Origin of the sequence: Mycolicibacterium smegmatis (assembly GCF_001457595.1) — a bacterium.
In the GTDB taxonomy this organism is placed as follows: domain Bacteria; phylum Actinomycetota; class Actinomycetes; order Mycobacteriales; family Mycobacteriaceae; genus Mycobacterium; species Mycobacterium smegmatis.
In genome coordinates this window covers 5,494,890-5,518,056 of record NZ_LN831039.1, presented here as the reverse complement: position 1 = coordinate 5,518,056, position 23,167 = coordinate 5,494,890, and the positions used below count along the sequence as shown (strand labels likewise).

At 67.3% G+C, this 23,167-nt stretch carries 18 protein-coding genes and 1 tRNA gene; 8 read left to right on the top strand and 11 right to left on the bottom strand.

All coding sequences use genetic code 11. The features are described from left to right. Nucleotides 1-48: 48 nt before the first annotated feature. Both glmU and AT701_RS26495 read right to left on the bottom strand, forming a co-directional pair. Complete coding sequence (gene glmU / locus AT701_RS26500; protein ID WP_058126917.1) at nucleotides 49-1,497, bottom strand: bifunctional UDP-N-acetylglucosamine diphosphorylase/glucosamine-1-phosphate N-acetyltransferase GlmU; 1,449 nt, start codon at nucleotides 1,495-1,497, stop codon at nucleotides 49-51. An 89-nt stretch (nucleotides 1,498-1,586) separates the two neighbouring features. Further along, nucleotides 1,587-1,658 (bottom strand) — tRNA-Gln (locus tag AT701_RS26495). Nucleotides 1,659-1,742: 84 nt separating this feature from the next. Here AT701_RS26495 and AT701_RS26490 point away from each other — a divergent pair. From AT701_RS26490 to AT701_RS26480, 3 genes are read left to right on the top strand one after another with little or no spacing between them, the layout of a single operon-like run. Beyond that, nucleotides 1,743-2,336 (top strand): TetR/AcrR family transcriptional regulator, encoded by a 594-nt coding sequence (locus AT701_RS26490; protein ID WP_014878329.1) that lies wholly within the window; start codon nucleotides 1,743-1,745, stop codon nucleotides 2,334-2,336. A gap of 48 nt (nucleotides 2,337-2,384) precedes the next feature. Next, nucleotides 2,385-6,032, top strand: a complete 3,648-nt coding sequence (mfd, locus tag AT701_RS26485) for a transcription-repair coupling factor (RefSeq protein ID WP_058126916.1) — start codon at nucleotides 2,385-2,387, stop codon at nucleotides 6,030-6,032. After that, nucleotides 6,029-7,003 (top strand): nucleoside triphosphate pyrophosphohydrolase, encoded by a 975-nt coding sequence (locus AT701_RS26480; protein WP_058126915.1) that lies wholly within the window; start codon nucleotides 6,029-6,031, stop codon nucleotides 7,001-7,003. Before mfd ends, AT701_RS26480 begins: the two co-directional genes overlap by 4 nt. Before the next feature lie 121 nt (nucleotides 7,004-7,124). On the opposite strand, the gene AT701_RS26475 is transcribed toward AT701_RS26480, so the two are convergent. The 4 genes from AT701_RS26475 to efeU all read right to left on the bottom strand — a co-directional run bounded on the left by AT701_RS26475 (nucleotide 7,125) and on the right by efeU (nucleotide 14,251). Continuing rightward, a complete protein-coding gene (locus tag AT701_RS26475; RefSeq protein ID WP_058126914.1) occupies nucleotides 7,125-10,079 on the bottom strand; it encodes an alpha/beta hydrolase family protein in 2,955 nt (984 codons plus the stop codon). Between the two features lie 743 nt (nucleotides 10,080-10,822). Then, nucleotides 10,823-12,160, bottom strand: a complete 1,338-nt coding sequence (gene efeB / locus AT701_RS26470; RefSeq protein ID WP_058126913.1) for an iron uptake transporter deferrochelatase/peroxidase subunit — start codon at nucleotides 12,158-12,160, stop codon at nucleotides 10,823-10,825. After that, a complete protein-coding gene (gene efeO, locus AT701_RS26465) occupies nucleotides 12,141-13,307 on the bottom strand; it encodes an iron uptake system protein EfeO (RefSeq protein WP_301349063.1) in 1,167 nt (388 codons plus the stop codon). Before efeO ends, efeB begins: the two co-directional genes overlap by 20 nt. A 2-nt stretch (nucleotides 13,308-13,309) precedes the next feature. Next, nucleotides 13,310-14,251 carry an iron uptake transporter permease EfeU gene (gene efeU, locus AT701_RS26460; protein ID WP_058126911.1) on the bottom strand — a complete coding sequence of 314 codons (942 nt, stop codon included), beginning with the start codon at nucleotides 14,249-14,251 and terminating at the stop codon, nucleotides 13,310-13,312. Between the two features lie 182 nt (nucleotides 14,252-14,433). On the opposite strand from efeU, the gene AT701_RS26455 reads away from it, so the two are divergent. From AT701_RS26455 to AT701_RS26435, 5 genes are all read left to right on the top strand, one after another. Then, a complete protein-coding gene (locus tag AT701_RS26455; protein WP_058126910.1) occupies nucleotides 14,434-15,165 on the top strand; it encodes a lytic transglycosylase domain-containing protein in 732 nt (243 codons plus the stop codon). A 64-nt stretch (nucleotides 15,166-15,229) separates the two neighbouring features. Next, nucleotides 15,230-16,513 carry a phosphopyruvate hydratase gene (eno, locus tag AT701_RS26450; RefSeq protein WP_003896814.1) on the top strand — a complete coding sequence of 428 codons (1,284 nt, stop codon included), beginning with the start codon at nucleotides 15,230-15,232 and terminating at the stop codon, nucleotides 16,511-16,513. A 33-nt stretch (nucleotides 16,514-16,546) separates the two neighbouring features. Next, nucleotides 16,547-17,233, top strand: coding sequence for an FtsB family cell division protein (locus AT701_RS26445; protein WP_058126909.1), 687 nt, complete (start codon nucleotides 16,547-16,549; stop codon nucleotides 17,231-17,233). After that, nucleotides 17,226-17,717 carry a DUF501 domain-containing protein gene (locus AT701_RS26440; RefSeq protein WP_058126908.1) on the top strand — a complete coding sequence of 164 codons (492 nt, stop codon included), beginning with the start codon at nucleotides 17,226-17,228 and terminating at the stop codon, nucleotides 17,715-17,717. The genes AT701_RS26445 and AT701_RS26440 overlap by 8 nt, the downstream gene beginning before the upstream one ends. Next, nucleotides 17,708-18,658, top strand: a complete 951-nt coding sequence (locus AT701_RS26435; RefSeq protein ID WP_058126907.1) for a Ppx/GppA phosphatase family protein — start codon at nucleotides 17,708-17,710, stop codon at nucleotides 18,656-18,658. The genes AT701_RS26440 and AT701_RS26435 overlap by 10 nt, the downstream gene beginning before the upstream one ends. Before the next feature lie 62 nt (nucleotides 18,659-18,720). Here AT701_RS26435 and AT701_RS26430 read toward each other — a convergent pair whose 3' ends face one another. From AT701_RS26430 to AT701_RS26410, 5 genes are all read right to left on the bottom strand, one after another. After that, complete coding sequence (locus AT701_RS26430; protein ID WP_058126906.1) at nucleotides 18,721-19,767, bottom strand: MPT63 family protein; 1,047 nt, start codon at nucleotides 19,765-19,767, stop codon at nucleotides 18,721-18,723. A 142-nt stretch (nucleotides 19,768-19,909) separates the two neighbouring features. Then, complete coding sequence (locus AT701_RS26425) at nucleotides 19,910-20,170, bottom strand: hypothetical protein (protein WP_003896808.1); 261 nt, start codon at nucleotides 20,168-20,170, stop codon at nucleotides 19,910-19,912. Continuing rightward, on the bottom strand, nucleotides 20,167-21,735 hold the full coding sequence (locus AT701_RS26420) for a radical SAM protein (protein ID WP_058126905.1): 1,569 nt from the start codon (nucleotides 21,733-21,735) through the stop codon (nucleotides 20,167-20,169). Before AT701_RS26420 ends, AT701_RS26425 begins: the two co-directional genes overlap by 4 nt. A gap of 1 nt (nucleotide 21,736) precedes the next feature. Beyond that, nucleotides 21,737-22,024, bottom strand: coding sequence for a hypothetical protein (locus tag AT701_RS26415; protein WP_223496027.1), 288 nt, complete (start codon nucleotides 22,022-22,024; stop codon nucleotides 21,737-21,739). Between the two features lie 350 nt (nucleotides 22,025-22,374). Continuing rightward, complete coding sequence (locus tag AT701_RS26410) at nucleotides 22,375-23,160, bottom strand: prolipoprotein diacylglyceryl transferase (protein WP_058126904.1); 786 nt, start codon at nucleotides 23,158-23,160, stop codon at nucleotides 22,375-22,377. Nucleotides 23,161-23,167 lie beyond the last annotated feature (7 nt).

The window sequence follows — 23,167 nt, the reverse complement described above, 5'->3', positions numbered from 1 at the left end:
CGGGATGCTCGTGACCGGGTTACCAGATTGCCAACGGGAGACGTCGGATCAGCTCTCGTCGCCCAACGCCTTGCGGGCAGCCTTGTCGGCCGCCGAGCCCGGCCGCTTCTTCGCCACCCAGCCCTCGATATTGCGCTGCGGACCTGCGGAGACGGCCAACGCGCCGGGCGGAACGTCGTCGCGCAAAACCGTTCCCGCGCCGGTGTAGGCGCCGTCGCCGACCGTGACCGGTGCCACGAACATGGTGTCCGATCCGGTTCGGACATGTGACCCAATCGTCGTTCGGCTCTTGTTCTCGCCGTCGTAGTTGACGAAGACACTCGACGCGCCGATGTTGCTGTACTCGCCGATGTCGGCGTCGCCGACGTAGGTCAGGTGCGGCACCTTGGTGCCCGTGCCGATCGTGCAGTTCTTGGTCTCGACGAACGCGCCGAGCTTGCCGTCGGCACCCAGGTTGGTGCCCGGCCGCAGATAGGTGAACGGTCCCACGGTGGCGCCCGCGCCGATCACCGATTCGCTGCCGTGGGTGCGCACCACCGACGCGCCGTCACCGACCGTGACGTGCGTCAGCGTCGTATCGGGTCCGATGACGCAGTGCGAGCCGACGCGCGTTGCACCGAGCAGTTGGGTTCCCGGGTGCACAACGGTGTCCTGGCCGATCTGGACGTCGATGTCGATCCACGTGCTGCCCGGATCGATGATGGTCACCCCGGCGCGCTGGTGGGCCGCGACGATGCGGCGGTTGAGCACCTTGCCCAGGTCGGACAGCTGGACACGGTCGTTGACCCCGGTGACCAGGGCGCTGTCGTCGACGTGCAGGGCCCGTACCGTGCGGTGGTCCTGGCGCAGGATCTCCACGACGTCGGTCAGGTACAGCTCGTGCTGGGCGTTGTCGGAGCGCAGCCGGGTCAGCGCCGAGCGCAGGTCGGCAATATCGAACGCGTAGACGCCGGTGTTGACCTCGCAGATGGTGCGCTGCGACTCGGTCGCGTCGGCCTGTTCGACGATGCCGATGATCTCGTGGTCCTGTGTGCGCAGGATGCGGCCGTAGCCCGTCGGGTCCGGCAGCGTCGTGGTCAGCACGGTCGCCGCCGCGTCGCCGCTGCCGTGGCTGGTGATAAGACCGGTGAGAGTCGCGGTGTCCAGCAGCGGCACGTCGCCCGAGGTCACCACGACCATGCCCGCGAAATCGTGGGGCAGCGCGGTCAGGCCGCAGTTCACGGCGTGGCCGGTGCCCAGTTGCTGGTCCTGCACGGCGACGTCGATCGCACGGCCCAGTTCCTCGCTGAGCCGCGCGACCTCGGGAGCGATGCGTTCACGGTCGTGGCCGAGGACCACGACGAGGTGGCGCGCGTCGATCTCGCTGACGGTGTGCAGGACGTGGGCGAGCATGCCGCGCCCGGCCAGCGTGTGCAGAACTTTCGGGGTGTCGGAGCGCATGCGCGTGCCGGCTCCGGCGGCGAGAACCACAACCGCGGCCTCGGTTGATGCGGTCATCAGGCCTCCCTGCTCTTCCGAGTGTGCGGTGGGCGTCGCGACTTGCGGAATCGATACGCAAAGCCACGCGGGCTGTTGCGGCAATGATGCTCCGTCGCCAGGACTCGAACCTGAACTATCTGAACCAAAATCAGAGGTGCTGCCGATTACACCACGACGGAATGTCCGCCAGAGACTTTAGTCGAAGGGGCTAGCCTGTACGCGTGGCAGCACCCGACAAGGAAGTGCGTGCCCCTCGTGCCCGCATGACCGGCAGCGAGCGGCGGCAACAACTGATCGAGATCGCCAAGTCGCTGTTCGCCGAGCGTGGCTACGACGGTACCTCGATAGAAGAGGTCGCCCAACGCGCCAACGTGTCGAAACCCGTCGTCTACGAGCACTTCGGCGGTAAGGAAGGTCTGTACGCCGTCGTCGTGGACCGTGAGATGTCGGCGCTGCTGCAGGGCATCACGTCGTCGCTGACCAACAACCGCTCGCGGGTCCGTGTCGAGCGTGTCGCGCTCGCGCTGCTCACCTACGTCGAGGAGCACACCGACGGGTTCCGCATCCTCATCCGCGATTCCCCGGCCGCCATCACGTCGGGCACGTACGCGACGCTGCTCAATGACGCCGTCAACCAGGTTTCGTCGATCCTGGCTGGGGACTTCTCCCGCCGCGGGCTGGACCCCGATCTCGCGCCGCTGTACGCCCAGGCGCTGGTCGGTTCGGTGTCCATGACCGCGCAGTGGTGGCTTGACGTGCGCGAACCATCTAAAGAGGTGGTAGCCGCGCACGTGGTGAACCTGGCCTGGAACGGCCTGACGCATCTCGAGTCGAATCCGGTGCTGCACGAGGAGTGACCAGCGCGGGGTGGGTCACACGTGCTGCCCGCCTAAGATGGTCACATCATGACCGCACCGGGGCACACTTCTGTCCAGACCCCGATTGCGGGTCTCGTCGAGCTGGCACTGTCCGATCCGTCTCTGCAGGACGTCATTCGTCGCGCCGCCGACCGGCCCGCCGATCTGGCACTTGTCGGACCGGCCAGCGCACGCGTGCTGGTCGCGGCCGCGCTTGCCCAGAACGGCCCGCTGCTGGTGGTCGCCGCCACCGGACGTGAGGCCGACGAGCTGACAGCCGAGTTGCGCGGCGTGTTCGGCGACTCGGTTGCGCTGTTCCCGTCGTGGGAGACGCTGCCGCACGAGCGGCTGTCGCCCGGAGTCGAGACCGTGGGTGCGCGGCTGATGCTGCTGCGCCGGCTCGCGCGTCCCGACGACGAGACCCTCGGCGCGCCGCTTCGTGTCGTGGTGACCACCACGCGATCGCTGCTGCAGCCGATGGCTCCCGATCTGGTGGACATCGACCCGGTCACGCTGACCGTGGGCGCCGAGATGGAGTTCGAGGACGTCGTCGCGCGCCTGGTCGACCTCTCCTATACGCGCGTCGACATGGTCGGCAAGCGCGGGGAGTTCGCGGTCCGCGGCGGCATCCTGGATGTCTTCCCGCCCACCGCCGAGCATCCGGTCCGTGTCGAGTTCTGGGGCGACGAGATCTCGGAGATGCGCGCGTTCGCGATCGCCGACCAGCGGTCCATCCCCGAGGTTCCCGTGCAGACCGTTGTCGCGGTCCCGTGCCGTGAGCTTCTGATGACCGACGACGTGCGGGAACGCGCCGCGGCACTGGCCGCCGAGCACCCCACGACGGAGAACACCGTTCCCGGCACGGTGCCGGACATGCTGGCCAAGCTCGCCGAGGGCATCCCGGTGGACGGCATGGAGGCGCTGCTGCCGCTGCTGCACCCGATCGAGCCGACCACGCTCACCAGCCACCTGCCCGAAGGTGCCCCGGTGCTGGTGTGCGATCCGGAGAAGGTGCGGACCCGGGCGGCGGATCTGATCAAGACCGGCCGCGAGTTCCTCGAGGCGTCGTGGTCGACGGCCGCCGTGGGCGGTGACGCCCCGATCGATCTCGAGGCGCTCGGCGCGTCGGGGTTCGTCACGTTCGAGGAGGCACGCGAGGCCGCCCGTGCGGGCGGGCACCCGTGGTGGACGCTGTCGCAGCTGTCCGACGAATCAGCAATCGAGCTCGACATCCGTTCGGCCCCGTCGGCGCGCGGATCGCAGCACAACCTCGAAGAGATCTTCGCGATGCTGCGGGCCCATGTCGCCACCGGCGGGTACGCCGCTGTCGTCACCCCCGGCATCGGCACCGCGCACCGCGTCGTCGAGCAACTCGGTGAAGCCGACACCGCCGCAACGATTCTGGAACCCGGAACGGCCCCCAAGGCCGGTGTGGTCGGCGTGCTCAAGGGGCCGCTGTGCAGCGGCGTGGTGCTGCCCGGCGCCAACCTGGTGATCATCACCGAGACCGATCTGACCGGTAACCGGGTGACCGCGAACGAAGGCAGAAAGCTTGCCGCCAAACGACGGAACGTCGTGGACCCGCTCGCGCTGACCGCCGGCGACCTGGTGGTGCACGATCAGCACGGCATCGGCAAGTTCGTCGAGATGACCGAGCGCGTGGTCGGCGGCGCCCGCCGGGAATACCTGGTGCTGGAGTACGCGTCCAGCAAGCGCGGCGGGGGCACCGACAAGCTCTACGTGCCAATGGATTCGCTCGATCAGCTGTCCCGGTACGTGGGCGGTGAGGCGCCGTCGCTGTCGCGTCTCGGTGGCAGCGACTGGGCCAACACCAAGACCAAGGCGCGCCGCGCGGTCCGCGAAATCGCCAGTGAACTCGTCGCGCTCTACGCCAAGCGGCAGTCCGCGCCGGGTCATGCGTTCGGACCGGACACGCCATGGCAGGCCGAGATGGAAGATGCCTTCGGGTTCACCGAGACCATGGACCAGTTGACGGCCATCCAAGAGGTCAAGGCCGACATGGAGAAACCCGTGCCGATGGACCGGGTGATCTGTGGCGACGTGGGTTACGGCAAGACCGAGATCGCGGTGCGTGCGGCGTTCAAGGCCGTGCAGGACGGCAAGCAGGTCGCCGTTCTCGTGCCGACAACGCTGCTGGCCGACCAGCATCTGCAGACCTTCACCAACCGCATGGCCGGGTTTCCGGTGACTGTCAAAGGGCTGTCCCGGTTCACCGATCCGGCCGAATCCCGCGCCGTGGTCGAAGGTCTCAAAGACGGTTCGGTGGACGTCGTGATCGGCACCCACCGGCTGCTGCAGACCGGTGTGACGTGGAAAGACCTGGGCCTCATCATCGTCGACGAGGAACAGCGTTTCGGCGTCGAGCACAAAGAGCACATCAAGTCGATGCGCACCCACGTGGACGTGCTCACCATGAGCGCCACCCCGATCCCGCGCACCCTGGAGATGAGCCTCGCGGGCATCCGCGAGATGTCGACGATCCTCACCCCGCCCGAGGAGCGCTACCCGGTGCTCACCTACGTCGGCCCGCACGACGACAAGCAGGTGGCCGCCGCGCTGCGCCGTGAACTGTTGCGCGACGGGCAGGCGTTCTATATCCACAACCGTGTGCGCACCATCGACGAGGCCGCCGCGCGCGTGCGCCAGTTGGTGCCCGAGGCGCGGGTTGTGGTGGCGCACGGCCAGATGAACGAGGAGACGCTCGAGAAGACCGTCGAGGGATTCTGGAACCGTGAGTACGACATCCTGGTCTGCACCACGATCGTCGAGACCGGCCTGGACATCTCCAACGCCAACACCCTGATCGTGGAACGGGCCGACACGTTCGGCCTGTCCCAGTTGCACCAGTTGCGCGGCCGCGTGGGCCGTAGCCGCGAGCGTGGCTACGCCTACTTCCTGTATCCGCCGAACAAACCGCTGACCGAGACCGCCTACGACCGCCTCGCGACCATCGCCCAGAACAACGAACTGGGCGCCGGTATGGCCGTGGCCATGAAGGATCTGGAGATCCGCGGCGCCGGTAACGTGCTGGGCGCCGAGCAGTCCGGTCACGTCGCGGGCGTCGGCTTCGATCTGTACGTGCGACTGGTGGGGGAGGCCGTCGAGGCCTACCGCGCCGCGGCCGACGGGAAAACCGTTGCCACACCGCAGGAACAGAAGGATGTGCGCATCGACCTTCCGGTCGACGCGCACCTGCCACCCGAGTACATCGGCAGCGACCGGTTGCGTCTTGAGGCCTACCGCAGGCTCGCCGCCGCGGCCGACGACGACGCCGTGGCGTCCGTCGTCGACGAACTCATCGACCGCTACGGCCCGCTGCCCGAACCGGCGCAGCGTCTGGTCGCGGTCGCCCGACTTCGGTTGCTGTGCCGTGAGTTCGGGATCACCGAGATCGGCGCGGTGTCGGCGTCCACGGTGCGGTTGAGCCCCATGGTGCTGCCGGACTCGGCGCAGTTGCGGCTCAAGCGGATGTACCCGGGCGGGCACTACCGCGCCACCACCTCCACCGTGCAGGTGCCGTTGCCGCGCGCCGGTGAGGGCGTCGGAGCGCCGCGCATCCGCGATCTCGAACTGGTCCAGTGGGTCGCCGGGCTCGTGCTGGTGCTCAACGGAAAAGGACAGGGCGACGTGGACATGTCGAAGTTCTCGAACACGGCGGGGGAGGCGAAGCGATGATCGTCGTCCTGGTGGATCCGCGCCGTCCCGCCCTGGTTCCCGTCGACGCCGTCGAGTTCCTCACCGGGGAGGTCCAGTACACCGAGGAGATGCCGGTCAAGGTGCCGTGGTCGCTGCCCTCGGCGCGGCCGGCCTACGACGGCGAAGACGCCCCGGTCCTGTTGTCCTCCGATCCCGAACATCCGGTTGTCAAGGCGCGCTTGGCCGCCGGTGACCGGCTGATCGCCGCACCCGAGCCCCAGCCCGGCGAGCGTCTGGTCGACGCCGTCGCGCTGATGGACAAGCTGCGCACCTCAGGGCCGTGGGAGAGCGAGCAGACCCACGATTCCCTGCGCCGCTACCTGCTCGAGGAGACCTACGAACTGTTCGACGCCGTGCGCAGCGGCAACGCCGACGAACTCCGCGAGGAGCTCGGCGACGTGCTGCTGCAGGTGCTGTTCCACGCCCGTATCGCCGAGGACGCCCCACACCATCCGTTCAGCATCGACGACGTGGCCGATGCGCTGGTGCGCAAACTCGGCAATCGCGTGCCCGCCGTGCTTGCGGGGGAGTCCATTTCATTGGACGAGCAGCTCGCGCAATGGGAAGAGCGCAAGGCGCAGGAGAAGAAGGTCAAGGCACGCGCATCGTCGATGGACGATGTGCCCACCGGGCAGCCCGCTTTGGCGCTGGCACAGAAGGTGCTGGCCCGCGTGAGCCAGGCCGGTCTGCCTGCCGAGCTGATTCCGGCCTCTCTGACTTCTGTCTCGGTGTCTGCCGACACTGACTCCGAGAACGAACTGCGCACTGCTGTCCTGGAATTCATGGACACCGTGCGCGAGGTCGAGGCCGCTGTCGCTGCCGGTCGCCGCGGTGAGGACGTTCCCGAGGAACTCGACGTCGCTCCGCTCGGGGTGATCTCCGAGGACGAGTGGCGCGCGTACTGGCCTGGTGCGGAGTCGTCTGCTTCGGAAGCCGAACCCGAAGAGTAGTCCGCGAGTGTGAAGCGTCAGCGAAAACCCCTCGACTCTTTCGCTGACGATTCACACTCGCGGACCCTCAGGCATAGGTGTGCCCCCTCCCTTGCGAGAGGGGGCACACCCTTTCCTCCCCCTAGTCTTCGCTGCCGCCCTTGTCCTTGTCGGAGTCGGTGCTGCTGCTCGTGCTCTTCGTCTTGTCCTTGCCGGTGATCTTCTTGACCCCGTTGTTGATGTCCTTCTTCAGGCGGTCGACGCGGTTCTGCACGTTCTCGCCGACCTGTTTGACGGCACCCTTGATGTCGCCCTTCTGGAGCTTCTCGGTGACCTTGCCGGCCCGGACCTGCGCCTTGGCGAGGCTGTTCTGGGTTTTGGTGATCCGCTTGGTCACCTTCGACTCGATGTCCTTGCCTGCCTTGAGGACCGGGGTGATCGGGTCGTTGATGAAGGCCGTGGTGTCCTTGAGGCCCTTGGTCACCGCTCCCTCGGTGGCCTCGTTGACCTCCGCGAGCGCCTGGCCGACCTCTTTCTGGCCCTCGGCCAGCTGCTCCTGTGTGGGTGCCGGGGTTTCGGGCAGTTTGGCGTCGACCGCGCCGAGAACCTTGCTGACCCCGGTGCCGACCTCACGGCTGACTGTCTGGATGACCTTGCCCGGCTCGGTCGCGAGCTTGGCCGCGGCCTCCTTGATCTCGGTGGGCACCTTGATGTCGTTGTCCTCCAGGAACTTCACGACACGGGCGGTGACCCGCTGGACCACGTCGGTGTATTCCGCACCCACGCCCCTGCCGAACTCGGCCAAGATGTCTCCGGCCAGCAAGGCGGCCTGCTGACGCGAGATGGTCTGGGTGCCGAACAGCGTCGGGACGTGCATCTGGTCGAGCGTGCGTGTCCACGTGCCGTCCTCGTTGCGCACGGCATCGGTGTAGCTGGTGTTCACCAGCAGCTTGAGCACCGGCTCCAGCGCGTCGGCCAGCGGAGTGTTGACGTCCTCACCCGTTGCCGCACTGAGCAATCCGGCGACCAGGCGTGCCGGCGCGAGCAGCGGCAGGCCCTGGGACGTCAGCGTGGCGTAGAAGCTGCCGGCGTCGTACTCCCCGTCGGGCACCTGGTAGGCAACCACGCCCACGCCGCCCTCACGGTTGGTGGCGAGGTTGATCAGCTCGGCACCGTACGTGAACACCAGCATCGACGACGCCACCGAGTTGGCCCACGCGATCGGGTTGGCCGTCACCGGAGCGTCCGAGAGCAGGTCGTATTCCCATGTGGCGTCGGCCTTGATGGTGATCACCATTGGTTTGCCGTTGGCGTCATTCAGGAAGACCAGCAGGTCGTTCAGATCGCTGAGCCCGATGCCTGAGACGTCGCCCTTGAGCAGCTTGGCGACGGTGTCATCCGGCAGCCCGTACAGCACGTCCTTGCGCTCGGGGCTGATCGGATTGACGCCTGTGAGCTCCTGGTAGATCGGCGCAAACCGGGCGTAGAGACCACCGTTGGGCCGGCCCGGGTTGCGCAGCAACGCCAGCGTCATCAGCGTGACATCAATGACGCCGCCGGGGGTTTCGGTGTACGACGGGTACAGCGGGTTCCCGTTCGCATCGACCGGCATGTCCGGGAACTCGAGGTCGTTCGGCAGCGGGTACGACACGATGATGTCATCGAGGCCCCCGTTGCCCGTGGAGTGGTTCACCACCTTCAGGATCGGATTGCCGTCCTCATCGACGTCGAAGACGATGTAGCGGCCATCGGTCCGCGGTTCTCCCGCCTTGATCTCACCGCTCGTCACCGCTTCGATGAAGCGGCGGTACGCCTCACCCGTGGCGATGGCGCCGTCACCGTATGCGATGAGGTTGATGTTCTGGGCGTACAGCGTCCAGTTCAGCAGCGGGGCAAGGAATCCCAGGTCACCCGACAGGAAGTACGCGATCGTCTGCGGCGACAGGTTCGCCAGGCCGGCCAGGGTCGAGAGATCGAAGTCGCCGTTGGCAAGGCCGGCCAGGGCACTCAGGTCCAGGTTCGCCAGCTGATCCGTGGGAGACACCCACTGACCGAAGGTGTTCGTGGTCCACCCGCCGGGAAGCCAGCCGTACACGGGCTGGGTCTCGGGGATCTGCTTCGGAATCTCCGGATCGATCAGGTCTTCTGCGCGTTCTTCCCAACTTCCGCCGGGCAGATTGAATTTCGTGCGGTCGAAGGTGTAGTTGACCGGGTCGATGTTGATCGGCTTCAACCAGGTCTTGACGATGTAGTCATACGCGGCGCCGGCGAGTGTCCCTGACGGCCTTTTCAGCCCCAGGGCCGTGACGGGGTCGATGGTGGGCACGGTGTAGGTGCCGTCATACTTCCCGGTTTCGAGGAACTTGTCGAGCGCCGCAGGATCATTCTTGAACGGGTTGTCGATCGACACGGTTGTCGATATCGAAGTCACAGACTGGCCGTTGATCTTCTGCTGAGACCATGGACCGAACTGCTGCGCAAGCCCGACCGTGAGGCTTCCGAGGAACGGGATGGAGACAGTCGTCTGTTTACCCCACCAGTCCGGTTCAGGCACGGAGTAGGAGATAGTCAGCTCGATCTTCTCTGCCGCCAGGATCGCGTCGCGATCCTGCTCCATGACCTCAGCGAGCGCTTCCTCAAACGCCTTCTGGTACACCGGGTTATCGACCATAACCTCTTTGGTGCCGGTTTGGCCCCACGTGGGCAGCGTGTAGTACTGGTCTTTGTCCGAGTTGGTGAGCTGACCGAGATCCATTTGACCCAGCAGAGCTGTGAGGTCACCTGAGGACAGGTCACCGAGGTTGATGTCCCCCAGGCTCAACCCGCCGAGGTTCGGGTTGTACCACTGGACCCACTTCGGATCGAGCTTCACTCCGCCTGTGCCCCAACCAACAATGGGGCTGGAGTCTTTCGATCCGACGATCGCTTGGTAGATCGCGTCGGCGTCGGCATCCACCGAGTTCGAAGCGCCAATCGGGAGCCAATCGGGGAAGCCGATGAAGTAGGTGTCGCTCGAGACCGCGTTGGCCATGGTGGGCGTGATTCCCACGCCCAGGGTCGCGGCGATTGCCGTGCCGACAACGGCTGCCTTGGTCATCTTCTTACGGCGATGCCTTGCCATTTGCCTGCCCCTCTCAGGAAAAGTTCAGTTTTGTAGGAGGGACTTTAAGTCGGCAAAGCCGCGCTCCGCTGTCCGTCGAATGACGTAACGAGCAGCATCTTTGCGTTTGAAAAGATCGAAGTTTGCCGAAAATGTTGTATCGCGTGTTGTTTCGGGAGCTGGATGCTCGAACGGCGTCAACACCCGGCTTTCATGCAAGGGTCTGAACGCGTGGCATTCGGCTCGCTAACGACCGTAATCCGCAAAAAGGTCGTGGTACATCCGTGCCAGATCGGGATATGTCGTGCCCTGGGCAAGCGTCGACCACGCGGGGGGCATGGTTGTGAGCAAGCTGAGATCGAAAAGTAACCGACCCTCGACAACTTTATTGACGCAGGCGTACAGGATCATGTCTGTGAAGGCCCGGGCAAGGTCGCCGGTGTCCTTGGCTTGTCCTCAGGTAACAGACGGCCACGAGAGATGAGGGTTAGCGAGGCAGATCTGAGCAAAGCTTCGCGAGTGTGAAGCCTCTGCGAAAAATCGGCCGGAAAGTAGCAGAGGTTTCACAATGGCGGAGTGGAATCGCTGAGGTTTCACACTCGCGGGGGGTGGGGGCGTTGAACCGGCCAAAGAGACAAAGCCGACCCGCAAGAACCCACCGAGAGCGACGAAAACGTCGTCAAACCCGCTGGGCAACGACATTTACGTCGCTCCGGGCGCCACGACACGAAACCAAGGACTCACGAGAACAGCGTCGAACCCCAGTACGCAGACGAGTCACCCTCGGGGATACCCGGCGGGCAGGCGAAGATGGCCGTGCCGGTGTGGGTGATGTACTCGTTGAGCGCATCCTTACGGGACATCTCGCTGAGCATCGGGATGAACTGTTTCTCGGGGCTTCGCACGAAGGCGATGAAGAACAGCCCGGCGTCGAGGTGGCCGAAGCCGTCGGTGCCGTCGGTGAAGTTGTATCCGCGGCGCAGGATCTCGATGCCGCCGAGGTTCTGCGGGGACACCAGGCGCACGTGGGCGTCGACGTCGATCATCGGCTTGCCCTTGGCGTCGGTCATGTCGAAGTCGAGTTCCTCGAACTCGTCCTGCAGGCCGTTCGGTGCGCCGCTGCCCTTCTGCCGGCCGATCACGCGTTCCTGCTCGAGCAGCGTGGTGCGGTCCCAGTTCTCGATGCGCATGCGGATGCGGCGGGTCAGCAGATAGGTGCCGCCGGTCAGCCAGGCCGGGCCGTCGCCGTCGGCGACCCACACGTGCTGGTTCAGCAGGTCGGTCTCGTCGGCCTTGATGTTGTTGGTTCCGTCCTTGAACCCGAACAGGTTTCGCGGGGTCGCCTGATCGCGCGTGGTGGAGGAGGTGCGTCCGAACCCCAGCTGGGAGTAGCGCACCGCGACCGTGCCGAACCCGACGCGGGCCAGGTTACGGATGGCGTGGACGGCCACCTGCGGGTCGTTGGCGCAGGCCTGGATGCAGATGTCGCCGCCTGAGCGGGCGGGGTCCATGGTCTCGTTGGGGAACTTCGGCAGCGGCTTGAGCTCGGCGGGTTGCTGGTCGGCGATACCGAAGCGGTCCTTGCCGTCCTTGCGGAAGAAGCCGGGGCCGAACCCGATGGTCAGTGTCAGCTGCGAGGCCGGAAGGCCAAGGGCCTCACCGGTATCGGTGGGCGGGGAGTAGGGGTTGCCGCCGACGGCTCCGTCGGGTTCGGTCTCCTCGCCTTTGGTCATGCGCTCGGCCATCTGGGTCCACTGCTTGAGCAGCGCGATGACGTCATCGCGGCTGTCGGTGGTGACGTCGAAGGCGCAGAAGTGCATGCGGTCCTGTGCCTCGGTGATGATGCCGGCCTGCCGTTCACCGCGGAACGGCACCGGACCGCTCAGCGCCCCGTGCGGGGCGTTGGCGGCCGCGGAGGCACGGCCGGCCAGTGCACCCGCACTGGCCGCGCCGACCACCGCAGCGGTGACCCCGGCAGCGCCGAACAGCTTGCGTCGCGATATGCCCGACGGCTGCGCGGGGGTCGCCTCAGAGGCGGGCGACTGCCCGCCGGAAGGGTCACTGCTGGGCGATGACACCTTGCACCTGGCTCACTTCTTTGCTCAGCGCGTCGATGGCGCGCGAGAGCTCCTGGCGTTCCGGTTCGGTCACCTTGTCGTAGGTGACGAAACCATCGCCTTCACGATACTTCTCCAGCAGCGCTTCCACATCGGCGAAGCGCTGGTCGACGCGCTTGCCCAGATCGGGGTTGCGCTCGTCGAGGATCGGGCGCACCGAGGCCACCGCGGTCTGCGAGCCCTCGACGTTGGCGCGGAAGTCCCACAGGTCGGTGTGGCTGAAGATGTCCTCTTCACCGGTGATCTTGCTGATCGAGATCTCGTCGAGCAGACCCTGTGCGCCACCGGCGATCTGGGTGGAGTCGATGGTGAAGTCGGGGGCCTTCACACCGGCGTCGAGTTCCTTGACGTCGGCCACCAACTGGTCGGCGATGGCGTCGGTGTCGGGCTGCAGGCCCGTCACCCAGAGGTCTTTCTCGAGGCGGTGGAAGCCGGTCCACTTCTGGCCCGGCTCCAGGTCGGCCTCGCGCAGGTCGATGCGCGGATCCAGATCGTTGGGGAACGACTCGGCGACCGGTTCGATGCGCTCGTAGTAGATGCGCGAGGTCGGGTAGAGCGACTTGGCCTTCTCGACGTCCTTGGCCTTGATCGCGGCGACGAACTCCTCGACGGCCGGGATCAGTGCGTCGGTCTGGCTGTTGACGTAACGCTTGTAGCTGTCGGCGGCTTCCTTGAACTTGCCCTCGGTGTCGATCTGCACGGCCTCGCCGGTGACGACGAAGTCGCCGCGGATGCCGTCGCCGACCATGCCGGGGCGGCACGAGGTCTGGTAGGTGCCGGGCTGGGTGAGCTGCACGATGAGCTGACGCTTGAGGCCTGGGGAGATGTTCTCGACCTCGCCCATGACACGCTCGCCCTCGCCGTAGACGTAGAACTCGGTGACCTTGGAGCCGTTGTTGGTGACGACGAAGGTGCTGGGGCCGGTCGCGGCCTCGGTGCCCGAGAGCTTGCACTCGGTGTCGGAGGCCTCGACGGTGATCTGGTTGGACTTCTCGCCGCTCGCGGTGTCGCCGCTGTTGGCGCTCTCCTTGGCTTGGCAGCCGGCGAGCGAGAACCCGGCAAGCAGCGCCGCGGCGGCGGCGACTCCTGTCTTGGCAGCAGGCATCATCTTCACGTGGTCGACCTTTCGGATGTGGTGGGTGCCTCCGGGTCGACGATCGGCTCGGAGGGCGCTGGGGATGCGGGCGAAGCAGCGCGGCCCGGCTTCAGGAACAGCGCGAGCACGACGACGATGTAGGTCAGCCACGCCGCGAACTGCAGCACGGTCGGCGTTGGATCGATGTTGAAGATGCCCTGGATGGCCTCGCCGTACCAGGCAGACCAGTTGAACCAGCCTCCGCCCCCGCTGACGTCGAACGCCTTGCTACCCAGGCCGGGCAGCCATCCGACGGTCTGCAGTGCCTTGGTGGCGTAGGCGAGGATCCCGGCCGCCACCACGATGAGGAAGATGCCGGTCCACTTGAAGAACTTGCCGAGGTCCAGGCGCACCGCGCCGGCGTACATGCCGTAGGCGATGGCTACGGCGACCAGCACGCCGATGATCAGCCCGGTCAGCGGCCACAGGGTCTCGGCCTCTGCGTAGCCGACCATGAACAACGCCGTCTCGACGCCTTCGCGCCCCACGGCGAGGAACGCCAGCAGCGCGACCGCGGGCCCGCCGGTCTCCAGCGCCCGCGCGAGCTCACCGCGCAGCTCGCCGGCGATGGATGCCGCGGCCTTCTTCATCCACAGCACCATCGTGGTGACGATGACGACGGCCAGAAGCGACGCGATCCCGGCGACGGCCTCCGCCCCGAGCCCGCTGATGGTGTTCTCCCCGAACTGGATGACGAGGAACACCGTGACGGTCACAGCGATCGCACAGCTAACTCCCAGCCACACCCATCTGAGAGCGTCCCTGCGGTCGGATTTGACCAGGAACGCGACGAGGATCGAGACGACGATCGCGGCTTCCAGCCCCTCGCGCAGACCGATCAAGCCGCTTCCGAGCAGCTGTGATGTGATGTTGGATGCGGCCAGTAAGCTGGTCGGAACGTCCGTGATGGGGGTCATCAAGCGTCCTCTGTCGAGCGGGGTAAAGCCGTAAGCCTTGGCTAGCCTTGGCAAGGCGTGGCTCACCTTAGCAGGGGGCGGTTCGAATGCGGCAGGTCTTCGCCGCGCCGCCAGCCATCGGAACGCGCTCTCGCTCGCATGCGACCATGGGGAGCGAGATGACGCGGGTTTGAGGGAGTTCGGTGTCGCCAGTTCGTTGGCTGCGGGCTGTCGCAGTGATTGCAGCGACAGCACTGCTGATGGCTTCCAGCTGCTCGTGGCAGCTCGGCACCCCGATCCCCGAAGGTGTGCCGCCCCCCGGCGGTGACCCGGTCCCCGCGATCGACACCTACGCCAAGGGCCGGCCCGCCGACGCGCTGCGCGAATGGGCCGCCGAGCGCGCCCCCGCGCTGGGCATCCCCGTCAAGGCCCTCGAGGCCTACGCGTACGCCGCGCGCGTGGCCGAGGTGGAGAACCCCAACTGCAACCTGAAGTGGACGACGCTGGCGGGCATCGGCATGGTGGAGAGCCACCACGGCACCTACCGCGGCGCGATGATCACGCAGAACAGCGACGTCAGCCCACCGATCCGGGGCGTCCTGCTCGACGGCACGGCAGGCAACATGCGCATCGCCGACACCGACGGCGGCCTGCTCGACGGCGACGACGAGCTGGACCGGGCCATGGGACCCATGCAGTTCATCCCCGAGACCTGGGGTCACTTCGGTGTCGACGCCAACAACGACGGCAAGGTCGACCCGGACAATTTCGACGACGCGGCGCTGTCGGCGGCCGGGGTGCTGTGCTGGTACGGCAAGAATCTCTCCGACCCGCGCGGCTGGATGAGGGCGCTGCGCGCCTACAACTACTCCGACCAGTACGCCCGCGCGGTCCGGGACTGGGCCACCGCCTACGCCGCCGGTCACGCCCTCTGACATTCCTGCCGTTAGGCTCTTGCAGGAGCGCCGAGCACGCCAAGGACGCGATAAGGAGATACCAGTGCCCATCATCGAGCAGGTTGGAGCCCGCGAAATCCTCGATTCCCGGGGCAATCCGACGGTCGAGGTCGAAGTCGCCCTGACCGACGGAACCTTCGCCCGGGCCGCGGTGCCCTCCGGCGCATCGACCGGCGAGCACGAAGCGGTCGAGCTGCGCGACGGCGGTTCGCGCTACGGCGGCAAGGGTGTGGAGAAGGCCGTCGAGGCCGTTCTCGACGAGATCGCCCCGCAGGTGATCGGGCTGTCCGCCGACGATCAGCGCCTGGTCGATCAGGCCCTGCTGGACCTCGACGGCACGCCGGACAAGTCCCGTCTGGGCGCGAACGCCATTCTCGGTGTCTCGCTTGCCGTCTCGAAGGCCGCCGCGGAGTCGGCCGGTCTGCCGTTGTTCCGCTACATCGGCGGACCCAACGCGCACATCCTGCCGGTCCCGATGATGAACATCCTCAACGGCGGTGCGCATGCCGACACCGGTGTGGACGTCCAGGAGTTCATGGTCGCCCCGATCGGTGCGCCGTCGTTCAAGGAGGCGCTGCGCTGGGGCGCCGAGGTGTATCACTCGCTGAAGTCGGTGCTCAAGAACCAGGGCCTGGCCACCGGTCTGGGCGACGAGGGCGGTTTCGCCCCCGACGTCGCGGGCACCAAGGCCGCACTTGACCTGATCTCGTCGGCGATCGAGGCCACCGGCCTCAAGCTGGGCAGCGACGTCGCGCTGGCGCTCGACGTGGCCGCCACCGAGTTCTACACCGAGGGTTCGGGTTACGCGTTCGAGAAGGAGACCCGCACGGCCGAGCAGATGGCCGAGTTCTACGCAGGTCTGCTCGACTCCTACCCGCTGGTGTCGATCGAAGACCCGCTGTCCGAGGACGACTGGGACGGCTGGGTGTCGCTGACCGCCGCGATCGGTGACCGCATCCAGCTGGTCGGCGACGACCTGTTCGTCACCAACCCCGAGCGCCTCGAGGACGGTATCCAGCGCGGCGCGGCCAACGCGCTGCTGGTGAAGGTCAACCAGATCGGCACGCTCACCGAGACTCTGGACGCGGTCTCCCTGGCGCACAACAGCGGCTACCGCACCATGATGAGCCACCGCAGCGGCGAGACCGAGGACACCACCATTGCCGACCTTGCGGTCGCCGTGGGCAGCGGCCAGATCAAGACCGGTGCGCCTGCCCGCAGCGAGCGCGTCGCCAAGTACAACCAGTTGCTCCGTATCGAGGAAACCCTCGGTGACGCTGCGCGTTACGCCGGCGACCTGGCGTTCCCGCGGCTCGAAGCCAAGTAGGCCGCCGGCCGTCCCCGGCGCCTGATCACGACGATGCCCGACCCGAAGCGGCCCGATCCGAGGCGACGCGCCCCGGCTCCCCGACCTGGGAAGCCGGGGAAGAACGGCGACGCGAATCGGCCGCGGGCATCGCAGGCACGGCGCCGGGCCGGCGAGGCCCGGCCCGCGCAGATCGAGCAGGCACCGGACGAGTCGGTCACCAAAGCCATTGCGGTACAGGCGCAACAGCAGGCCGAGCTGCAGTCCGAACAGCGGTTCGGTTCGGCGGCACGACGCGCGGCCATCCTGGCTGCCGTCGTGTGCGTGCTGACGCTGACGATCGCCGGGCCGGTGCGCACGTATTTCGCGCAGCGGACCGAGATGAAGCAACTGAAAGCGAGCGAGGAGCAATTGCGCGCCCAGATCGCCGAGCTCGAACAGCAGAAGGTCAAGCTCGCCGACCCGGTCTACATCGCGGCCCAGGCCAGGGAGCGGCTGGGTTTCGTGATGCCCGGTGACACCCCGTTCCAGGTGCAGCTTCCGCCGAACGCCGTCGTGACCCAGGAGCCCGAACCCGAGAAGCCCGGTGCCACGGTGCCCGCGGGGCAGCCCTGGTACACCTCGCTGTGGCACACGATCGCCGATCAGCCGCACGGGGTCACGCCCACCATCCCGCCCGCTCCGCCGGTCCCGCCCGCCCCGGGTGAGCCGGCGCCGATCCCACCCGCGCCCGGTGGTTGACCCCGCCGACCTCGACGTGGTGGCGCGGCAGTTGGGCCGCGAGCCGCGAGGGGTTCTCGAGATCGCCTATCGGTGCCCCAACGGTGAACCGGGCGTGGTGAAGACCGCGCCGCGGCTGCCCGACGGAACCCCGTTTCCGACGCTGTACTACCTGACGCACCCGGCGTTGACGGCGGCCGCGAGCCGGCTGGAGTCCTCGGGCATGATGCGCGAGATGACCGAACGCCTGGCGCAGGACCCCGAACTGGCCGCGGCCTACCGGCGGGCCCACGAGTCCTACCTCGCCGAGCGCGACGCGATCGAACCGCTGGGCACCACGTTCACCGGCGGCGGCATGCCCGACCGGGTCAAGTGCCTGCACGTCGTGATCGCACACTCGCTGGCAAAAGGCCCCGGCGTCAACCCGTTCGGTGACGAGGCATTGGCTGTGCTGGCCGCCGAGCCCGCGATGGCCGGGATTCTGGAGCGCGACACATGGGTGTGAACGACCGCCGCGTCGGTGCCATCGACTGCGGCACCAACTCGATCAGGTTGCTGATCGCCGAACCCGACGGCGCACGACTGCGTGACGTGCACCGCGAGATGCGGATCGTGCGGTTGGGCCAGGATGTCGACGCCACCGGGCAGTTCGCGCCGGAAGCGTTGGCGCGCACCGAAGCTGCGCTCGCCGACTACGTCGCGTTGATGATCGAACACTCGGTGTCGGCCGTGCGCATGGTCGCCACGTCGGCCGCGCGCGACGCGGGCAACCGCGACGAGTTCTTCTCGATGACCGCACGACTGCTGGGCAAGGTGGTGCCGGGCGCCGTGGCCGAGGTCATCACCGGCACCGAGGAGGCCGAGCTGTCGTTCCGCGGTGCTGTCGGCGAATTAGACCCTGCCGCTGCACCTTTCGTGGTCGTCGACCTCGGGGGCGGTTCGACCGAACTCGTGCTGGGCACCGACGCCGTGCAGGCGAGTTTCTCGGCCGACATCGGTTGTGTGCGGCTCACGGAGCGGTGCCTGCACAGCGACCCGCCCACGGCCGACGAGATCGCCGACGCGCGGGCCGTGGTCCGCGCAGGCTTGGCGCAGGCACTGGAAGTGGTGCCGGTGAACGAGGCTCGCACCTGGGTGGGCGTGGCAGGCACCATGACGACGTTGTCGGCGCTCGCGCAGAACATGACCGAATACGATCCCGAGCAGATCCACCTGTCCCGCATAGGATTCGACGGTCTGCTGCGGGTCTGCGACGAGCTCATCGGGATGACCAAGGAGCAGCGCCTCGCCCTGGGGCCGATGCACCAGGGCCGGGCCGACGTCATCGGCGGTGGCGCCGTGATCGTCGAGGAACTCGCCGCGGTGCTCGCCGACCGTGCCGGCATCGACCAACTCGTCGTCAGCGAGCACGACATTCTGGACGGTATCGCGCTGTCGATCAGCTGAGACTCGAAAGCGAACGGCCGGAAGTGGTTTCCCACTTCCGGCCGTTCGCTTTGTAAATCAGATCAGGCAGCGGGGCCGTGGCTGACCGGAGCCGTGGTGGGCGCCGGGGCGGGCACGGTGGTGGTCGGCTGGACACCGGCCGGGACCAGCGCGGGATCGGCAACCTCGGCCGGAGCGCCCTCGGCCGGGGCGGCGGGCGGAACCGCGGTCGCGACGTTGCCCGCCGAGGCGCCGGCGGGTGCTCCCTCGACGGCCGGGGTGCCTTCGGCGGCCGGCGTGCCGAGCGAAACCGGCGTCGTACCTTCGGGAGCGGGGGCGGCCGGGGTCTCTTCGGTCACCGGGGTGGTCTCGGCGTCGGTCGCGGTCGCCTCGGTTTCGGCCTCCGCCGCGGTGGCGGCAGGCAGGTCGGTGGCGCGGCTGCCCGCGCCGGCCGGGGTGGCCTCGGTGCCGCCCTCGGCGGTCGACGCCGCGGCCGGAGCCGGGGTGGCCTCCGTCTCTGCGTCGGTCACAGCCTCGGACTCGGCCTCGGCCGCGGCCGCGGCCGCGGGAGCGGCGGTCGCCGGGGACGACGCCGTGGCCGGGCGGCTCTGGCCGGTACCGCTCGGGGCGGTCGTGGACGCGGCGGGCTTGTCCCACACCAGCAGGTCCTTGCCGCCGGCGTTGTAGACGACGGTGGTGGGCTCGGGGCCGGTCACGTCGAAGTAGATCTTGCCGCTGGCCTTCTCGCCCTGCGGGATGGTCGACGGGTTCACGCCCTGCGGGGTGGCGACCTGGAACAGTGCGCGGTAGTTGGTGCCGTCGGCAGCCCGCACGTTGAAGTTGGAGACGATGGGGGTCACGTTGCCCTGGACGGCCTCATCGGTGGCGGTGACCTCCCACAGCTTGCCGCGGACCTCGTAGGGGATCGTGTCGCTGCTGGGCTTGAGGTCGGTCACGGTCCAGGCCTGGACGACGTCACCGTTGTTCAGCTTTGCCGCGCTACCGAGCGTCGAGGTGGTGACGGCGCTGGCATCACCGAACGCGGCAGGCGCAGTGCCGAGGATGGCGGCGGCGGCGACGGCCGCAGCGGCCACGGCCGTACTGAGATTCGTGATCTTCAAGGCATTCACTCCTGAGTTCTCCGATTTACTGCAGGCCCCCGACAGTGGGGATGCCCACTTCATTAGCGAAGTTAGCAGTATTAGAGGATTCTGTGAAACCTGCCGGGGGCCCCTGAGAGTTCTCTTACGCAGCCGTCAGCCTCGGATCCGCTCAGCGAGGCCAATAGCTGGCCACGATCGCAGCTACCGCGACCGCCGCGATCACGCCAAGGTACCCGATCACCAGCCGCGTATCGCGCAAGGCGCATTTGCTGTGCATCAGCCCTGCTCGTCGCGCCCGGACGTAGCCGACGAGGCCCAGTGCGGCGAACCCCGCGACGGCCCAAGGGCCGAGAAGCCACGCGAGCAACGCGACCGTGGCATATACACACAGTCGTAGCGGATCGTACGGTTGCCCGACGGGTTCGCTCATCGGATCTCGATGAGGGGTAACGCGGGCATCGTGGCTTGGGAGGCGAGCGACAGGCGTTGGCGGCTCAGTGCGGGCCAGGCCTGTACGGCGCAGAACGGCGCGCATTGATGCTGTTCGGTCGAGCGGGTCCCGACGTGCACGCAGCACTGGATGAGGCGCTCCTCGATCATCGTCGACATGTCCATGAACGGTTTGACGGTCAGGCGCACGACGCGCTCGCCGAGGAGTCTGCGGATCTTGCGCCTGCGGCCGGGAAGCGCCGACGACGCCAGCGTCAACAGCGTCGACATGCCCAGATCGCAGTTCTCACAGATGTTGCGCCACACGTCACCGATCTCCGGATGGGACAACGAGGACTGCTCGGAGAGCAGTCCGAGCAGCGATTCCTGCACGGCCAGGCGGAGTTCGCGTGGAATCTCGGTGTCGGCGATGCGGTTGGCCACCAGTCCCAGCTTGTCCTTGAGGCTCTCGGCTCCGATGAGCGATACCAGCGAGCGCCACCGGTCGCTGTCGTCGCGCACCAGGTACCCCACCGAGCAGCAGTGCGGGTGCGAGCACGGCAGCGCGGTGAGATCGCGCCACGTGACCGCGCCGTCGGTCTGGGGACCCATACGTTTCAGGACGCCTGTGTGCGTGAGCCTCTCCATCGGGTCGATCGCACCCGAACGGCCCGAACCGAACTGGGGCTGGATGGTCAGCCCGCCGACGTAAGGGGTGTCGAGCGCCAGTTGGACCATGGCCCCGATCTCGTGGTCGTTGACGCCCAGGGTCGCGGTCATCACCAGGGTCGTGAAGATCTCGCGCTCGGACAGCCGTTGCAGGGCCTGCTGTTTCAGCCTTCCGAGATCGCCGCCGCGGTGGTGGCGGTGTGTCTCGGCGGACAACCCGTCGTACTGCAGATACACCTCGACGCGTTCTCGGTGCAGCGTCAGCAGGTCGAGCAGAGCGTCATCGTTGGCGATGCGAACGCCGTTGCTGTTCACCAGGATCCGGGTGATGGGCCGCTTCACCAGCTCGGCCAGCAGTGTGGGTAGTTGCGGGTGCAGCGTGGGCTCGCCACCGCTGAGCATCAGCACGTCGATGCGGCCGTTCTCGCGCGCGAGGCGTTGGTCGATGTTGGCGAGCACCTCGGCCACCGGGACCACGTTGCGCAGGTCGGGGGAACTGTCGGTGAAACACGTGGGGCAGCGCAGGTTGCACGCCTCGGAGATGTCCTCCAGCAGGATGCAGGTGTGCTGGGTCTGCATCTCCGGCAGGCCGCGCAGATATGCCGACGGGACCGGGTCGAAGTTGCCTGCGACATCGGGGGTGTGGGCCTTGGTGGGTGCCGTCCACTCCTCGAGGTAGGAGAGGATCTCGGGATCCTCGTCGTACAGGGTGCGCACCAAACCGTGTGTCGGGCAGCCACGTTCGAGCCAGATCCGTCCGTCGCGCTCGATCAGCATCGCGGCGAGCCGCTGCACGTCCGCCAGTGGGCGCTCGGGCGCTTCGGCGTGGCAGTGCGGGCAGAACGCGGTGACGTAACGGTGCAGGCGGTCACCGCGCAGCCCCATGCCGGTGGTCATATCAGGTATACATCTCCGGGTTGATGCCGGTGCAGAACCCGGCGGTGAGTACGGACATGAGCGCCCAGCCGATCATCAGCCCGATGCCGAGGCCGCGTGCTTGAGGGTTGTTGCGGCGGAGCAGGAGTGTGCCTCCGCCGAACGCGATGAGCAGCAGGCCGAGCGCGGCGACGCCGAAGATGATGCTGGAGTTGCTGGTCTGAGTTTCGAGCATGCCCCCGGCGATGAGCGCCATGAACCCCACCACCAGGTTGATCGCGGCGTAGATGAACGGGCCGATGATGACCATGGCCACCGAGATCCGTGACGGTGGCCTACCGTATCCGGGCGGCGGGGGTGACGACGGATAGTCCCCCGGGTAGGGCTGCGAGTATCCCGGCGGCGGTGGTGGATACCCGATGGGTGGTCCGGCCGGCGGCGGTGGTGGCGGTGTCGGCGGAGGCCCCTGCGGAGGCCCTTGTGGAGGCCCTTGTGGAGGCCCTTGTGGAGGCCCGGCCGGAGGGGCATACGGCGGTACGTGCGGTGCGCCGGGAGGGCGCACGTCGTACTCGTAGGCGGGTGGAATGTCTTGCGGCCCGTCGTCTTCTGGCGGTTCACCGGCAGCAGGCGGTGGCTCGGGTGGCTGTGATGGGGGAGGGGTCATACCGGCACTTCCTCACTGCGGGCTGCGCGCCGATAGTAACCGTGCCGGTAGCCGTAGCACAGCCGAAACCCGATGATCAGCAACGTGGGCAGCAGGAACCATTGTGGCCGGGTGAGATCCAGCCACACTGTTTCGTTGGCGCGGAAGAACTCGACGAAGAATCGGAACACCGCGTAGGCGGCGATGTAGATGACGAACAACTCGCCGGGGTGGGTGATGCGGTTGCGCAGCCACAGCAGCACCGCGAAAGCAACCAGCTGGAACACGATCTCGTACACGAATGACGGATGCATGGCCTGACCCGTCAGGCACGCGGGACATTCCGGAGTGCTGGCCGGCGCGTGGATGCCCCATGGCAGGTTCGTGGGCCGCCCGGGGGCCTCGGTGAGCAGGCAACCGATGCGGCCGATGGCCATGCCCAGCGCGACCGCCGGTGCGAACAGATCGCCGGTCTTGCCGCGGTAGCCGCCGAGACGTTTGGCGACGTGTACGCCGATGTAGGCGCCCAGCAGTCCACCGAGGATGCTGCGGGAGCCGAACTCCCAGGCCTGTGCCAGACTCGGATTCGCGCTGAGATCGAGGTGCTGGGCCCAGCCCGACAGTCGCATGCCGATCGCGCCGCCGATCAGCGCACCGGCCACCGCCACGATCGACTGCTCGTTGACCGCGCCGCGTCGACGGGCCTCGTGGCTGAACACCAGGACCGCGGCGAACACTGCGAGCGCGACGAACAATCCGTGGACCCCGACGGTCACGGGGCCCAGGTGCCATTGGGGAGCCACCTGCTGA